At 63.6% G+C, this 15,510-nt stretch carries 15 protein-coding genes; 12 read left to right on the forward strand and 3 right to left on the reverse strand.

Annotated features, from left to right (window positions below; all coding sequences use genetic code 11):
- Positions 1-18: 18 nt before the first annotated feature.
- The gene (locus ACR1XV_RS01270; protein WP_480528461.1) at positions 19-624 is read right to left on the reverse strand and encodes a flavin reductase family protein; all 606 of its coding nucleotides are present in this window, start codon (positions 622-624) and stop codon (positions 19-21) included.
- A gap of 72 nt (positions 625-696) precedes the next feature.
- On the opposite strand from ACR1XV_RS01270, the gene ACR1XV_RS01275 reads away from it, so the two are divergent.
- From ACR1XV_RS01275 to ACR1XV_RS01295, 5 genes are all read left to right on the forward strand, one after another.
- The gene (locus ACR1XV_RS01275) at positions 697-1,191 is read left to right on the forward strand and encodes a GNAT family N-acetyltransferase (RefSeq protein WP_480528462.1); all 495 of its coding nucleotides are present in this window, start codon (positions 697-699) and stop codon (positions 1,189-1,191) included.
- Positions 1,192-1,244: 53 nt separating this feature from the next.
- Entirely contained in the window at positions 1,245-1,994 is a 750-nt protein-coding gene (locus ACR1XV_RS01280) for an EcsC family protein (protein ID WP_480528464.1), read from the forward strand.
- Positions 1,995-2,166: 172 nt separating this feature from the next.
- The gene (locus tag ACR1XV_RS01285) at positions 2,167-2,577 is read left to right on the forward strand and encodes an NUDIX hydrolase (protein ID WP_480528465.1); all 411 of its coding nucleotides are present in this window, start codon (positions 2,167-2,169) and stop codon (positions 2,575-2,577) included.
- A 70-nt stretch (positions 2,578-2,647) separates the two neighbouring features.
- A complete protein-coding gene (locus ACR1XV_RS01290) occupies positions 2,648-3,103 on the forward strand; it encodes a DUF1178 family protein (RefSeq protein ID WP_480528467.1) in 456 nt (151 codons plus the stop codon).
- A 3-nt stretch (positions 3,104-3,106) separates the two neighbouring features.
- On the forward strand, positions 3,107-3,745 hold the full coding sequence (locus tag ACR1XV_RS01295) for an SDR family NAD(P)-dependent oxidoreductase (RefSeq protein WP_480528468.1): 639 nt from the start codon (positions 3,107-3,109) through the stop codon (positions 3,743-3,745).
- Here ACR1XV_RS01295 and ACR1XV_RS01300 read toward each other — a convergent pair.
- Positions 3,739-4,095, reverse strand: coding sequence for a hypothetical protein (locus tag ACR1XV_RS01300; protein ID WP_480528469.1), 357 nt, complete (start codon positions 4,093-4,095; stop codon positions 3,739-3,741). The two genes, ACR1XV_RS01295 and ACR1XV_RS01300, sit on opposite strands and share 7 nt — an antisense overlap.
- A gap of 165 nt (positions 4,096-4,260) precedes the next feature.
- On the opposite strand from ACR1XV_RS01300, the gene ACR1XV_RS01305 reads away from it, so the two are divergent.
- The 6 genes from ACR1XV_RS01305 (at position 4,261) to ACR1XV_RS01330 (ending at position 13,143) form a co-directional block, all read left to right on the forward strand.
- Entirely contained in the window at positions 4,261-5,499 is a 1,239-nt protein-coding gene (locus ACR1XV_RS01305; RefSeq protein WP_480528470.1) for an aspartate kinase, read from the forward strand.
- A gap of 46 nt (positions 5,500-5,545) precedes the next feature.
- Positions 5,546-7,789, forward strand: a complete 2,244-nt coding sequence (gene ptsP, locus ACR1XV_RS01310) for a phosphoenolpyruvate--protein phosphotransferase (RefSeq protein ID WP_480528471.1) — start codon at positions 5,546-5,548, stop codon at positions 7,787-7,789.
- Between the two features lie 223 nt (positions 7,790-8,012).
- Positions 8,013-9,458, forward strand: a complete 1,446-nt coding sequence (zwf, locus tag ACR1XV_RS01315) for a glucose-6-phosphate dehydrogenase (RefSeq protein WP_480528472.1) — start codon at positions 8,013-8,015, stop codon at positions 9,456-9,458.
- 2 nt (positions 9,459-9,460) lie between these two features.
- Entirely contained in the window at positions 9,461-11,266 is a 1,806-nt protein-coding gene (edd, locus tag ACR1XV_RS01320; protein WP_480528473.1) for a phosphogluconate dehydratase, read from the forward strand.
- Positions 11,267-11,268: 2 nt separating this feature from the next.
- Entirely contained in the window at positions 11,269-11,901 is a 633-nt protein-coding gene (locus tag ACR1XV_RS01325; RefSeq protein WP_480528474.1) for a bifunctional 4-hydroxy-2-oxoglutarate aldolase/2-dehydro-3-deoxy-phosphogluconate aldolase, read from the forward strand.
- Positions 11,902-11,952: 51 nt separating this feature from the next.
- Positions 11,953-13,143: a pyridoxal-phosphate-dependent aminotransferase family protein gene (locus tag ACR1XV_RS01330; RefSeq protein WP_480528475.1), complete on the forward strand. Its 1,191-nt coding sequence runs from the start codon at positions 11,953-11,955 to the stop codon at positions 13,141-13,143.
- Positions 13,144-13,219: 76 nt separating this feature from the next.
- Here ACR1XV_RS01330 and ACR1XV_RS01335 read toward each other — a convergent pair whose 3' ends face one another.
- Positions 13,220-14,329 carry a pyridoxal phosphate-dependent aminotransferase gene (locus ACR1XV_RS01335; protein ID WP_480528476.1) on the reverse strand — a complete coding sequence of 370 codons (1,110 nt, stop codon included), beginning with the start codon at positions 14,327-14,329 and terminating at the stop codon, positions 13,220-13,222.
- A gap of 93 nt (positions 14,330-14,422) precedes the next feature.
- Between ACR1XV_RS01335 and ACR1XV_RS01340 the strand changes: the two genes are divergently transcribed.
- Positions 14,423-15,493 (forward strand): SMP-30/gluconolactonase/LRE family protein, encoded by a 1,071-nt coding sequence (locus tag ACR1XV_RS01340; protein WP_480528477.1) that lies wholly within the window; start codon positions 14,423-14,425, stop codon positions 15,491-15,493.
- Positions 15,494-15,510: the final 17 nt, after the last annotated feature.

The following is a 15,510-nucleotide window of genomic DNA, read 5'->3' on the forward strand; positions in this document are numbered from 1 at the left end:
CCCCTTCTGCCCATGGGGTCAATCGTCGGGGCGTTTCAGAGAGAACAGCTCACTCACCACCGAATAATCCCGATATCCTAGCCGCGCGAGCGGTTTGAATGAGGTCACATCAAACTTGCCATCGCGGATGTGCGCGTCCTGCAGGTGTATGCCGGTGACCTCTCCGAACACCACCCTGTTTGCTTCGCCGGGCAGGGTGACGATCTGCGTCAGTTTGCATTCCAGCGCAGCCGGAGCGCCAGCAACCCGGGCGCAGGCGATGGTTTCGCATTCGGCAGCCGTCAGGCCCGCATGGGCGAACTCGTCGATGTGTTTCGGCAGGCCCGCCGAACTGGCATTCATCGCGTCCCGATGGGCGTGGGCGACCACATTGACGCAGAACACGCCCGTGGCCTCGATATTGGCGATACTGTCCTTGCCGCCATCTTGGTCGTGTTTTGTGCCTGTGGTGGCGAACATCACCTGCGGCGGTGTGTAAGCCACACCGTTGAAGAACGAATAGGGGGCCAGATTGTTGATCCCGTCTGCGTCCCGGGTGGAAATCCAGCCAATCGGGCGCGGCGTGATGATGGCGTTGAAGGGATTGTGCGGCAGGCCGTGGCCGTCTTCGGGGCGATAGAACATAAGGTCTCCAAGCGTTTGCCCAAGGCGTACCGAAGTGCTAGGGCGAATTCCAGCAGGGAAAAGAGGGCGCGCGTGCAGCAGTTCAGGATCAGGCCGGAAGAGGCGGACGACTGGTGGGAGGTCGAGGCGCTCTATGATCTCTGCTTCGCGCCGGGGCGCGAGGCGCTGTCGTCCTACCGGTTGCGCGATGATGTGCCGCCCGTGGCCGGGTTATCGCTGGTGGCGCGAGACGGTCAGGACATTCTGGCCGGTGCGATCCGGTTCTGGCCGGTGCATGTGGGTGATCATGATGCACTGTTGCTGGGGCCTGTCGCTGTCCATCCGACCCACCAGGGCGAAGGGTTGGGTGGCTATCTGATCCATCAAGGGGTTGAGGCCGGGCGCGCCCGGGGCTGGGGCAGGGTGATGCTGGTGGGCGATGCGCCCTATTATGCGCGGTTCGGATTTACCCCGCTGGTCGGGGTCGAGATGCCGCCGCCCACCAACCCCGACCGGGTTCTGGGGATGGAACTCAGCCCCGGAGTTTGGGATGGAATTCAGGGGCTTGTGACGCGCTGGTCCCGCTGACCCATTGAAAACCTGCCGCAAAATGCCGATGTTTTCAGGACAGGAGGGCACAGATGCAGGACGTCGTTCTTGTCGAAAAACTTGATCCCGAGGCGGAACTTGACCGGCTGGCGCGGCTTTACAGCTCGGCCGGAGGGGCCGGGGTCAATCTGCTGAACAAGCTGGGCGGGTCGGCGGAGTCTCTGCTGGACCAACTGCCTGAACCGGTGCGCAACGGCCTGACCGATGCGACCGAGCAGGCGCTGTGGCTTGCCATGCACGCCGCCGAAGGATCCAGACGTGCCGTGCCCGATCAGAAACCATGGGTGAACACCGCGCTGACCACCGCGATGGGTGCCGCCGGGGGCTTGGGCGGAGTATCGACGGCTCTGGTCGAACTGCCCGCGACCACGGCGATGATCCTGCGCGCCATTCAGGGCGCGGCGGCGCGGGAAGGGTTTGATCCGGCGGCGGAGAACGTGAAATTCGACTCGATCCGGGTGCTGTCCGCCGCGGGGCCTCTGACCAAGGATGACGGGGCGGATCTGGGGTTCTTCTCGATGCGTCTGACGTTGACCGGCCCAACCATGCAGCGGCTGATCGCGATGGTGGCCCCACGCCTGTCGGTGGTGCTGGGGCAGAAACTGGCGGCGCAATCGGTGCCCTTGCTGGGCGCGTTGGCCGGGGGTGGCACGAATTTCATTTACACCCGCTATTACCAGCAGATCGCCCATGTGCATTTCGGTCTGCGACGGCTATCGATCGACGCCGATATCCCCCATGACGATCTGGTCCGCCGCCTGTCGGGGCGTATGGCGCTCTAGGCGTCGTCTTCTGAAAAGCTTGGAATATCAACCAGCATGTGGTAATTCTGGCTGTATAAACCGCAACATAAGCGGAGCGAGCAGTTGGGTATGAACCGTGTTTGACGGGCGCAGTAGCACGAGCAATGGCAGGCTTTCGACCGAGGGTCTCTCTCTTTCAGGGGCGCTTCCGGTGTTCACGCAGGCCGCCGCGCTGTGTTATCGCCTGCAGGCGGGGCAGCCCCAGATATTGCTGGTTACCACCCGCCGGGCGCGGCGCTGGATCATTCCCAAGGGCTGGCTGATCAGCGGGCTTAGCCCGTGGCAGACAGCGGCGCGCGAGGCCTGGGAAGAGGCGGGCGTGCTGGGCACTTGCGGGACCGAAAGCCTGGGGCGGTTCGCCTATGTCAAGAACCGGCGCGACAAGGGATCGGCCTTGTGTCTGGTCGATGTGTTTCCGTTGCATGTGCGGCGGCTGGCGGCGGATTTCCCCGAGGCGGGGCAGCGCAGGCGCAAGTGGCTGTCGCCTGAAAAGGCGGCACAGCGGGTGGGGTCGCCCGATCTGGCTTCACTTCTGCTTGGTTTCGGGCATCTGCCGCAGTAGGGACCGAGATCAAGACTTGATATTGCCATGTTGGTCGGTATCTATTCGCCAACCGGTTCTTGGATATGTGATGATTCAATACGCATTGAAATGCAGCGAAGGCCACAGCTTTGACAGTTGGTTCCAGTCCGCAGCCGCTTTTGACAAGCTGGCGGCGGCCAGGATGGTCACCTGCGCCGTTTGCGGTTGCGACAAGGTGGAAAAGGCGGTGATGACGCCTCGGGTGCGCCCTGCGCGCAGCGCAGCGACCGAACAGACCCTGTCGACGCCTGCAAGTGAACAGATCGACGTTGCCACCCCGACGCCCGACGTCGAAAAGGTGCTGGCCGACCTGCGCCGCAAGATCGAAGAGAACTCGGACTATGTCGGCACCGATTTCGCCACCGAGGCGCGCCGGATACATCTGGGCGATGCGCCCGAGCGAGCGATCTATGGCGAGGCCCCGCCCGAAGAAGCCCGGGCGCTGGTTGAAGATGGTGTGCCGGTCGCGCCGCTGCCCTTCATCCCCAGACGCAAGACCAACTAGACAATGCATGTCGTCATAACCGGCGCGGGCCGTGGGATCGGGAAAGCGCTTTCGGATCAATACCGTGCGGCAGGTCATGATGTCACCGGAACCGCGCGGGACGGCAGCGCGCAGATCACGCTGGACGTCACCGACCCGGCAGATCACGCGGCTATGGCCCGCGGGTTACAGGACCGCCCGGTGGATCTGCTGATCTGCAATGCCGGGGTTTATCTGGACAAGGGCCACGACATCAGCGGCTATCCCGTCGAAATGTGGGCGCAGAGTTTTGCGACCAATGTGACCGGCGTCTTTCTGACGGTGCAATCGTTGCTGCCGAACCTGCGGGCGGCGCGGGGCAGGATCGCGATCCTGTCGTCTCAGATGGCCTCGCACAGCCACGCGCCCGGGGGCAGCTATATCTACCGCGCCTCAAAGGCGGCGGCGCTGAATCTGGGGCGCAATCTGGCCACCGACCTGCGTGGTGATGGTATTGCCGTCGGTATCTACCACCCCGGCTGGGTGCAGACCGATATGGGCGGTGCCGCAGCCGAGATCACCGTGGATCAGGCCGCCGAGGGGCTGATCCAGCGGTTCGATACGCTCTCCCTTGAGACTACGGGATGCTTCGAAACCTGGGATGGCCGCGCACACGCCTATTGAGTGCCAAGCGCCGCTTTGGGGATTTCGTAAACCTCGCCGGGCTCGATGAAGATCACCATGATATCGCCCGGCGTCTCATAGGTCAGCTTGGACGTTGAACTGCTGGAATCGGGCACACCGCCGGTGAAGTAGATCCGCCGGACCTCTCCGGTTTTCAATTGCACCGCCAGCGTTGCCGTGCCGTCCTCGCGCTTGCGCAGCTCGGCGGGGCAGCTATCCAGCGGCTCGCCCGCCAAAGCGGCGCAGGGCACGGTGCCCAGCGAATTCTCGCCATCAGTGCCCGACAGGGTGGCGACCTGCGCATGGGCAGCGGTTGAGATCAGGGTCAGGGCAGCGGCGAAGCGGTACATGGAAATCCTCGTGGGCGAATATTCGTGCGCAGGCTGACACCGGGGCGATGCAATGTAAAGCGGCCCCGCGTCGCAGGCGAAACTTCTTTGCGCCCTTGCCCTTACGCCCCCCCTCGCATAAGACGCACGGGATCAGAAATCCAAGGCGCGGAGACATTTGCCCCCATGCCCGTACTCGTGATGAAATTCGGCGGCACTTCGGTCGCCAATCTGGACCGTATCCGCCGCGCCGCCAAGCGCGTGGGGGTTGAGGTTGCCAAGGGCTATGACGTGATCGTCATCGTCTCGGCCATGTCCGGCAAGACCAACGAACTGGTGGGCTGGGTCGATGAAATCTCGCCGCTGTATGACGCGCGCGAATATGATGCGGTTGTGTCCTCGGGCGAGAATGTCACCGCCGGTCTGATGGCGCTGACCCTGCAGGAGATGGATATCCCGGCGCGCAGCTGGCAGGGCTGGCAGGTGCCGCTGATCACCAATGGCGCGCATTCGGCGGCGCGGATCGAAGAAATCCCGCCCGAAAATATCACACAGAAATTCGGCGAAGGGATGCGTGTCGCGGTTGTCGCAGGCTTTCAGGGCATCAGCCCCGAGGGGCGCATCACCACGCTGGGCCGGGGTGGCTCGGACACCACCGCCGTTGCCTTTGCCGCCGCGTTCGAGGCTGAGCGCTGCGATATCTATACGGATGTGGATGGCGTCTATACCACTGACCCGCGCATCTGTGAAAAGGCGCGCAAACTGGATAGAATTTCGTTCGAGGAAATGCTCGAACTGGCCTCGTTGGGGGCCAAGGTGCTGCAAACCCGCTCGGTCGAGCTGGCGATGCGCTACAAGGTGAAACTGCGCGTTCTCTCAAGCTTTGAAGAACAATCCGACGAGGCCGGAACGCTGGTCGTCGACGAGGAGGAAATCATGGAATCCAACATAGTCTCGGGCGTCGCCTATTCGCGGGATGAGGCCAAGATGACCGCCGTTTCGGTCGCCGACCGCCCCGGCATCGCCTCGACCATCTTTACCGCGCTCAGCGATGAAGGCGTGAATGTGGACATGATCATCCAGAATATCTCGGATGAAGGCCGCACCGACATGACCTTTTCCTGCCCCACCAATCAGGTCGCGCGCGCCGAAAAGGCGCTGCTGGCGATCAAGGACAGGGGCGAGCTGAACTATGCCGAACTGGTCGCCGACGAAGACGTCTGCAAGGTCTCGGTCGTGGGTATCGGGATGCGTTCGCAATCCGGCGTGGCGGCGAAAATGTTCCGGGTTCTCTCGGATGAGGGGATCAACATCAAGGTCATCACAACCTCCGAGATCAAAATTTCCGTGTTGATCGACAGGAAATACATGGAACTTGCGGTTCAGGCGCTGCATGATGCCTTTGAACTGGACAAGGCGGCCTGAGCTGATCGGCCAAGGGTCACGCCTGACACAATAAGACGGTTGGGCCATGGCGGACGGCACTGAAACAGAATCCCGCAAGCTGCTGGGTCGGCTGCGGGAAGAGATGGCCAGCGAGGCCGCCGGTCAGGAACGCCTTGACCGGATCACCCATCTGATCGCCGACAGCACCGGGCGCGAGGTCTGCTCGATCTACCTGTTCCGCGATGAAGACACGCTGGAGCTTTGCGCGACCGAAGGCCTGTCGCCCGAGGCGGTGCACAAGACCCGGATGCGCATGGGCGAGGGGCTGGTGGGCCGCGTGGCCAAGTCGGGCAAGGTGGTGAACACCGCCGATGCGCCCTCGGCCAAAGGTTTCCGCTATATGCCCGAGACGGGCGAAGAACGGTTTTCCTCCTTTCTGGGCGTCCCGGTACAGCGTCTGGGCGAAAAGCTGGGCGTTCTGGTCGTGCAATCCCGCGATGCGCGCGAATTCTCGGCGGATGAGGTCTATGCGCTGGAAGTGGTCGCCATGGTGCTGGCCGAGATGGCCGAGCTGGGTGCGTTCGTGGGCGAGGGCGCGGCCCTGTCGCCGCTGCACCAGCAATCGGTCCAGCTGACCGGCGGCCCGGCGCAGGAGGGCTCGGCCGAGGGTCATGTCTGGCTGCACGAACCCCGCGTGGTTGTCACCAACCCCATCGCCGACGATCCGCACCGCGAACGCGAACGTCTGAGCGAGGCGGTTGAGGAACTGCGTGTCGGCGTCGACAAGATGCTTGAGATCTCGCAGGGCGGGGACACCGAGCAACTTCAGGTGCTGGAAGCTTACCGGATGTTCGCCAACTCCAAGGGCTGGATGCGCCGGATGGAGGAAGACATCGCGCTTGGCCTCAGCGCCGAGGCAGCGGTCGAGAAAGAGCAATCGCAGGCCCGCGCTCGGATGGGTCAGGTGACCGATCCTTACTTGCGCGAACGGCTGGCCGATCTGGATGACCTCAGCAACCGCCTGCTGCGTATCCTGACGGGGCAGGGCAGTACCAACGGGGCCGATCTGCCGCCTGATCCGATCCTGATCGCCCGCAATATCGGGCCTGGGGACCTTCTGGAATATGGCCGCTCGCTCAAAGGCATCGTGCTGGAAGAGGGGTCGGTCGGCAGCCATGCCACTATCGTTGCCCGCGCGCTGGCGATCCCACTGGTGGTGCATGTGGGCCGGATCACGACCGAGGCGCTGAACGGCGATCACATCCTTGTCGATGGTGATAACGGCGTGGTCCATCTGCGCCCCGAGGACACCGTGGTGAACGCCTTCCGCGACAAGGTTGCGATGCAGGCCAAGGCGCAGGAACGCTATGCCTCGATCCGTGAGACCCCCACCGTCACCCGCGACGGCGAGCGGATCAGCCTGGTGATGAATGCTGGCCTGATGGCCGATCTGCCCTCGCTGGGCAATTCAGGTGCCGAAGGCGTGGGTCTGTTCCGGACCGAGCTGCAGTTCCTGATCCGCAACCAGATGCCCAAACGGTCGGAGCTGGTGACGCAATATCAGCGGGTTCTGGACGCGGCGGGGGAAAAGCGGGTGGTGTTCCGCACACTGGATATCGGGTCCGACAAGGTTCTGCCCTACATGAAGCATGTGGACGAGCCGAACCCGGCGCTGGGCTGGCGCGCCATCCGCGTGGGTCTGGACAAACGCGGGGTGATGCGGATGCAGTTGCAGGCGCTGATCCGCGCCGCCAATGGCCGCCCGCTGACGGTGATGTTCCCCTTTGTGGCGCAGGCCGACGAATTCCGCGAGGCCCGCTGGGAGGTCAAGAAAACCATCGAACGCGAACGGCGGCTGGGCCATGTCCTGCCCGAAACGCTCGAAGTTGGCGCGATGCTGGAAACCCCGTCATTGGCCTTTGCACCGCAGAAATTCTTTGACGAGGTCGGGTTTATCTCGATCGGCGGCAATGACCTGAAACAGTTCTTCTTTGCCGCCGACCGTGAAAATGAACTGGTGCGCCGCCGTTATGACACGCTGAATGTCAGTTTCCTCAGCTTCATCGAACGCATTGTCGAGCGGTGCCAGATTTCGAACACCCCGCTCAGCTTTTGCGGCGAAGATGCGGGCCGCCCGGTCGAGGCGCTGTGTCTGGCCGCAATGGGCATCCGCACCCTGTCGATGCGCCCGGCCTCGATCGGGCCGGTCAAAAGCCTGCTGCTGCGGTCCAACCTGCAGGATGTGCGCAAGATCATCGCCGACGCGCGCCATAGGGGCGAACAATCTGTACGCCCGGCGGTGATGGATTGGCTGCGCACACAGTCCTGACCCTGCGCCACCTGAAACTTTCAAAGTTTCAGGCCGGTTTCTTTCTAAGAAACCGCCAGCACCCGTTTCAGCGCCGCACACAAATCCGGGCTTGATTTTTGCCCGCAGGTTACTTATCCAACCGATGAATGTTAGCGATAACATGGCAGAGCAACGCTTCACCCTTACACAACCGGGCGACCCGCTGCTAAACAGGCAATGAACCCCGAGAAGGAGCCTCACTATGGTCTCACGCGTTATTCCGGTGGATCCGTTCGACCTCGTGCTGTTTGGCGCGACCGGCGATCTGGCGCAGCGGAAGATTCTGCCGGGGCTGTACCACCGGTTCGAAGTGGGTCAGATGCCCGAAGACGCGCGGATCATCGGCACCGCACGCTCGGATATGGACAGCGACGGTTTCCGCGACGTGTTGCGCAAATCGATGCAGGAATTTGCGCCTCTGTTCAAGAAAGAGACGCTGAATCAGTTCCTGCGCCATGTGGAATATGTACCGGTCGATGCTCTGGGCGATGCAGGCTGGTCCGAGCTGACCGCGCTGCTGCGTCCCGATGTGGTGCGGGCCTTTTACCTCTCGGTCGGGCCCAGCCTGTTTTCGGGCATCGCCCAGGGCCTGAATGACAATGGCCTTGCCACACCCGATAGCCGCATCGTTGTCGAAAAACCCTTCGGTCACGATCTGGCCTCGGCGAAGGCCCTGAACGCGGGCCTGCGCGCCTGTTTCGAAGAGCATCAGATCTATCGGATCGATCACTATCTGGGCAAGGAAACCGTGCAGAACCTGATGGCGCTGCGCTTTGCCAATTCGCTGTTCGAACCGCTCTGGAATGCCACCCATATCGACCATGTCCAGATCACCGTGGCCGAGACGGTTGGTGTTGAAGGGCGCGGGGCCTATTACGATCAATCCGGCGCGATGCGCGACATGATCCAGAACCATCTGGTCCAGCTGCTATGCCTGACTGCCATGGAGCCGCCTTCAAAATTCGCCCCCAATGCGGTGCGCGACGAAAAGGTCAAGGTGATCGAAGCGCTGGAGCCCGTCGAGCCCAAGGATATCGCCCGAGGCCAATACCGTACGGATAAGGGGGGCGACGGCTACCTCGATCACGTCGGAAACCCCGCCAGCCGTACCGAAAGCTTCATTGCGCTGAAGACCCATATCGGCAACTGGCGCTGGGCCGGGGTGCCGTTTTATCTACGCACCGGCAAACGCCTGCGCGCCCGCGAATCCGAAATCGCGGTGTTCTTCCGCGACCCGCCGCATACGATTTTCCCGAATGTTGGCCCTCTGCATGGCAACGTGCTGGTGATCCGCCTGCAACCGGACGAGGGCATCACCCTGCGCACCACTATCAAGGAACCGGGGCAAGGCGGGTTCCGCCTGTCCGACGTCGCGCTCGATATGAGCTTTGCCGATGCGCTGGGCGACGGTCAGCAATCCCCCGACGCCTATGAACGCCTAATCATGGACGTGATCCGCGGCGATCAGACGCTGTTCATGCGCGGGGATGAGGCCGAGGCCGCATGGGCCTGGGTCGATCCCATCATTCATGGCTGGGAAGAACGCGGCGACAAGCCCGCGAAATACGATCAGGGCAGTTCCGGCCCCGAAGAAGCCCTGATGCTGATGCATCGCGATGGTCGCCGCTGGCGTCAGATCGGAGGATAATCATGCTCAACACAGTTATTTCCGACGTCACAAAACGCATCATCGACCGCAGCGCCGATCTGCGCGGCCCGCATCTTGAGCGGATGGAGCAGGCCAGGTCCAAAGGCCCCGCCCGCGCACATCTGTCCTGCAGCGGTCAGGCCCATGCCTATGCCGGTGCAGGCGAGGATCAGCAGTCGATGGCCACCGGCACCGCAGGCAATCTGGGCATCGTCACCGCCTATAACGACATGCTCTCGGCCCATCAGCCATTCGAACGCTACCCCCCCCTGATCCGCGATGCGATCCGCGCCGCGGGCGGCACCGCGCAGGTTGCAGGCGGCGTTCCAGCCATGTGCGACGGCGTCACGCAGGGCGAGGCGGGGATGGAACTGTCCCTGTTTTCCCGCGACGTCATTGCGCTGGCGACCGGAGTGGCGCTTAGCCACAACACCTATGACGCTGCCGTGTTTTTGGGCGTCTGCGACAAGATCGTGCCCGGTCTGATCATCGGCGCGCAGGCCTTCGGTCATCTGCCCGCCGTGTTCCTGCCCGCCGGTCCGATGACCAGCGGCCTGCCAAACGACGAAAAGGCCAAGGTCCGCCAGCAATTCGCCGCCGGAGAAGTGGGCCGCGATGAGCTCATGAAAGCCGAAATGGCCGCCTATCACGGCCCCGGCACCTGCACCTTCTACGGCACCGCCAATACCAACCAGATGCTGATGGAGTTCATGGGCCTGCACCTGCCCGGCTCCAGCTTCGTCAACCCCAACACCCCCCTGCGCGATGCATTGACCGAGGAAGGTGCCCGCCGCGCCCTGTCTCTCAGCGCGCTGGGCAATCACTACACGCCGGTCTGCCAGATCCTTGATGAGCGTGCCTTTGTGAACGGCATCGTCGGCCTGATGGCCACCGGTGGTTCGACCAACCTGCTGATTCACCTGATTGCCATGGCGCGGGCAGGGGGTATCATACTGGATTGGCAGGATTTTTCCGACATTTCCGCCGTGGTCCCTCTGGTCGCGCGGGTCTATCCAAACGGTCTGGCCGACGTGAATCACTTCCACGCCGCTGGCGGCTTGGGCTTTGCCATCGGCACGCTGCTGAACGCAGGCCTACTGCACCCCGACACGCTAACCGTCGCGGGGCAGGGCCTGCACAACTACACCAAGGAACCCAAGCTGAAAGACGGCGAACTGGTCTGGGAGGACGGCGCAGGCCACAGCCTGAACGAAAAGATCGTCCGCCCCGCCAATGATCCGTTCCAGCCCACCGGCGGCCTCTCGCGCCTGACCGGCAATCTGGGCACCGGCGTCATGAAAGTCTCAGCCGTCGCGCCCGAACATCAGGTGGTCGAGGCCCCGGTCCGCGTGTTCCACGACCAGAACGCCGTCAAAGACGCCTTCAAAGCCGGAGAGTTCACGGGAGACACCATCGTCGTCGTTCGCTTTCAGGGCCCCAAGGCCAACGGCATGCCGGAACTGCACTCGCTGACCCCGATGCTGTCGATCCTACAGGGCCGAGGGCACAAGGTCGCGCTCGTCACCGATGGCCGCATGTCTGGCGCGTCGGGCAAGGTCCCCGCCGCCATCCATGTCTGCCCCGAGGCACTGGATCAGGGGCCGATCGCCTATCTGCAAGACGGCGACCTGCTGCGCGTCGACGCGGTGAAGGGCGAGTTGGAAGTCCTCACCCCCGGCGTCCTCGACCGCGCCCCGGCCACCGCCGACCTGACAGCGAACCAGCACGGCGTCGGGCGCGACCTCTTCGGCGCGTTCCGCCAGAATGTCGGCTCAGCCGATACCGGTGCCAGCATTTTCGGAGTGTAAGCATGTCCAAAACCCAACGCACCCGCGAGATCTGCGCGCTGGCCCCCATCGTTCCGGTTCTGGTCGTCGATGACGCCACCAATGCCCGCCCGCTGGCCCAAGCATTGGTCGCCGGGGGCCTCCCCGCCCTCGAAGTCACCTTGCGCACCCCCGCAGCCCTCGACGCCATCCGCGCCATGGCCGATGTCCCCGGCGGTGTCGTCGGCGCAGGCACGCTGATCACGCCCGAAGACGTCCGTGCCGCCAAGGCGGCAGGCGCACAATTCGGCGTCTCGCCCGGCGCGACGGACGCGCTGGTCGCCGCCTGCGAAGCCGAAGACCTGCCCTTGCTGCCCGGTGCCGCCACAGCGACCGAGGCGATGGCGCTGCTGGAAAAGGGCTATGACATGCTGAAATTCTTCCCCGCCGAAGCCTCGGGCGGCGCCCCCGCCCTGAAAGCCATCGGCGCACCCCTGCCGCAGATCACCTTCTGCCCCACAGGCGGCGTCTCGCCCGCAAATGCCCGCGATTACCTGTCGCTGTCCAATGTCATCTGCGCTGGCGGCAGCTGGGTCGCGCCGAAACAGATGGTGCAAAGCGGTGACTGGGCGGGGATCGAAACACTTGCGCGCGAGGCTGCCAGCCTGATGGATTGACGCCACAGGGCGACGCGCTAGGGTAAACCGCAAATCAAACAGGTTGCCCTCATGACAAACCAAACCTCCCTCGCGCAGGGGCGCGAGTATCTGGCCATCCCCGGCCCCTCGGTCATGCCCGATGCGGTGCTGCAGGCCATGCATCGCCCGTCGCCCAATATCTACGACGGCGAACTGGTCGAGATGATGCCCGCCCTGCTGCAGGACCTGCGCCGTGTCGCCCGCACCGAACATGACGTCGCCATCTACATCGCCAACGGCCACGGCACGTGGGAGGCGGCGCTGTCGAACGTCATCGCCCCCGGCGAAACTGTGCTGGCCCCCGCCTCGGGCCGCTTTGCCGAAGGCTGGGCCGAGATGGCCGAAGGCCTCGGAGCGCAGGCTCAGGTGATCGACTTCGGCATGTCTGCACCCTGGGACTTCAACCGCATCGCCGAGGCGCTGCGTGCCGACACAGATCACAGGATCAAGGCGGTGCTGGCCGTCCATGTGGACACCTCCACGTCGATCCGCAACAACATCCCCGCCCTGCGGGCCCTGCTGGACGACCTGCAGCACCCCGCGCTGCTGATGGCCGACTGCATCGCCTCGCTGGGCTGCGACCGGTTCGAGATGGACGCCTGGGGCGTCGATGTCACCGTCACCGCCTGCCAGAAGGGCCTGATGACCCCCGCAGGCATGGGCTTTGTCTATTTCAACGACAAGGCACAGGCCAAACGCGCCACAATGCCCCGCGTCTCGCACTATTGGGACTGGCAGCCGCGCGCCAATCCCGACCTGTTCTACCAGCATTTCAATGGCACCGCGCCGACACACCACCTCTACGGCCTGCGCGCTGCGCTCGACCTGATCCATGCCGAAGGCCTCGAACAGGTCTGGGCCCGCCACACCCGCCTCGCCCATGCCATCTGGACCGCGTGCGAGGTCTGGTCTGACGGCGGAGCGCTGCAGTTCAACGTCACCGACCCGGCCCACCGCAGCCACGCCGTTACCGCCCTGCGCCTGACCGAAGGCCGTGGCACGCCGCTGCGTACCTACACCGAAACCCAGCTCGGCCTGACCCTCGGCATCGGTCTGGGGATGCAGGATTGGGACGGTTGCTTCCGCCTCGGCCATATGGGCCACGTGAACGCCCAGATGGTGATGGCCATGCTGGGCAGTATGGAAACGGCGATGGCCGCGCTCAACATCCCCCGCGGCACCGGCGCCCTAGAAGCCGCCGCCGCCACCCTGGCCACCTGATCCAGTCTTCATCTGGCCAAAAATATCCTCGGGGGGGATCGCGCCCAAAGGCGCGATGGGGGGCAGACAGCCCCCCTTAGACGGCCCGGGCCCGCTCCAACGCCCGGGGGAGAGCGATCTCAAAAACCGCCATCTCCGCATCGCCACCACAGCTCACCCGGATGCACCGGTTCTGCGGGGCGGCAAACGGCATCCGCACAAACACCCCCTGATCGACCAGAGCATCCAGCACGGCCTTCGCAAACACGCCATCCCGCCCACAATCAATCGCTACGAAATTGGTGGCCGAGGGCAAAGGCTCCAACCCGTTCGCCCGCGCAATCCGCCCGATCCGGTCACGCGCTGCTGCGATCTTCGCCTGAACCTCGGCCAGCCAGGCCTGATCCTGCAACGCCGCCAGCGCCCCGGCCTGCGCGGCGCGGTTCATGCCGAAATGATTGCGCACCTTGTTGAACGCGGAAATCAACTCGACTGCCCCCATCGCATAGCCAACCCGGGCCCCCGCCATCCCATACACCTTGGAAAAGGTCCGCATCCGGATCACGCGCGGATCATCCACCGCGACCGGGGCTGCAGTCCCCTTGGGCGCGCATTCCACATAGGCCTCATCCAGAACCAGCAGGCACCCAGCGGGCAAAGCCTCCATCGCCGCAACAATCGCAGCCCCGGAATGCCAGCTTCCCATCGGATTGTCGGGATTGGCCAGATAAACCAGCTTGGCGTCTACCTCTGCCGCCTTGGCGAACAGGGCGACCGGGTCCTCATGATCCCCGGCATAAGGAACCTTGTGCAACACACCTCCAAACCCGGCGACATGATAGTTGAACGTGGGATAAGCCCCGTTCGAGGTCACAACCGCATCCCCCGGGCCAGCGACCAGCCGCACCAGATAGCCCAGCAGCCCGTCAATCCCTTCGCCCACCACGATATTTTCGGGCGCGACCCCATGATGTTCCGCCAGAGCATGGCGCAGGTCAAAGTTCTCGGGGTCACCATACATCCAGATCTCGCCCGCCGCCCCCTGCATCGCCTCAATCGCGCGCGGCGATGGGCCAAAGATGCTCTCATTCGCCCCCAACCGCGCCACAAACGGCGCGCCGCGCTGACGCTCCTGCGTTTCGGGGCCGACAAAGGGCACGGTGGCGGGCAGGGATTGCGCAAGCGGGGTGTAGCGAGGACCAGTCATAGCCGCAGATAAGCGCAACCCCAGACGCTCGGCAAGTCTTGCACCCCACCGCGTTCGCCGTAAGCTTGCCCGCGACAGCGGTTCGGAGGTCCCATGCGCATTCTCACAGGTCTGATCGTTCTCGGCCTTGCCTATCTTCTATTCTGGCCTGTGCCGGTCGATCCCGAGGTCTACGAGCCCCCTGAAGCCCCCGGTTTCACCGGAGAGTTTGCCGAGAACAACGCGCTCGACAAGGCGGCGTTGATCACCCTGCCGGACGCCGAGATTGGCCCCGAGGACATCGCGATACTGCCTGACGGCGCGATCTATACCACCAGCCTGTCGGGCATCCTCTACCGTATCGACGGTGATCAGCCGGTCGCGATCGACCAGTTGGGCGGTCGCCCCCTTGGCCTGCGGGCAGGGCCGGATGGCGCGCTTTACATCTCGGACAGCTTTCGCGGACTGATGCGCTGGACCGGGCCTGAAGAGCTGGAAACACTGGTTTCCGAGATCGACGGCGCGCCGGTGATCTATGCCAACAATCTCGACGTGGCGCAGGATGGTACGGTCTATTTCTCGAACTCGTCAGATCGGTTCGACCCCGAAACCATGGGCGGGACCAAACCCACCTCGGTCCTGACCATATGGGAACAATCGCCGACAGGATACGTCGCCCGCTATTCCCCCGACGGCAGCGCCGAGAAAATTGCCACAGGGTTCGTCTATACCAACGGCATCGCCCTTTCACCGGACGAAGATTTCCTGCTGATCGCCGAAACAGGTCGAGCACGGGTGCATAAACTCTGGCTCACCGGGCCCAAGGCGGACACGCAAGAGATGCTGCTGGACAACCTGCCGGGCTATCCCGACAACATCAAGGCGCAGGGTGACGGCACCTATTGGATGGCTTTCGCCAGCCCGCGCGTGCCCGCAGAAAAGCTGATGCCCTATCCCTTCCTGCGCAAGGTGATCTGGCGGCTGGGTCCCTTGGTGCGCCCCGCGCCGATCCATCGGGGAATGCTGGTGCAATTCGATGGTGATGGCACCATTCTGCGTACCCTTCAGGACCCGGACGGCCGTCTGGGGATCACCACGGCGGGCCAGATCGTTGGGGACCAACTCTACGTCATGACGCTGGATTCACCCTGGTTTGGGCGTATCCCTGTCGCTGATCTGCCCTGACGTCGCGGTGGCGCTTG

The sequence above is a fragment of the Ruegeria sp. AD2(2025) genome (assembly GCF_056542385.1).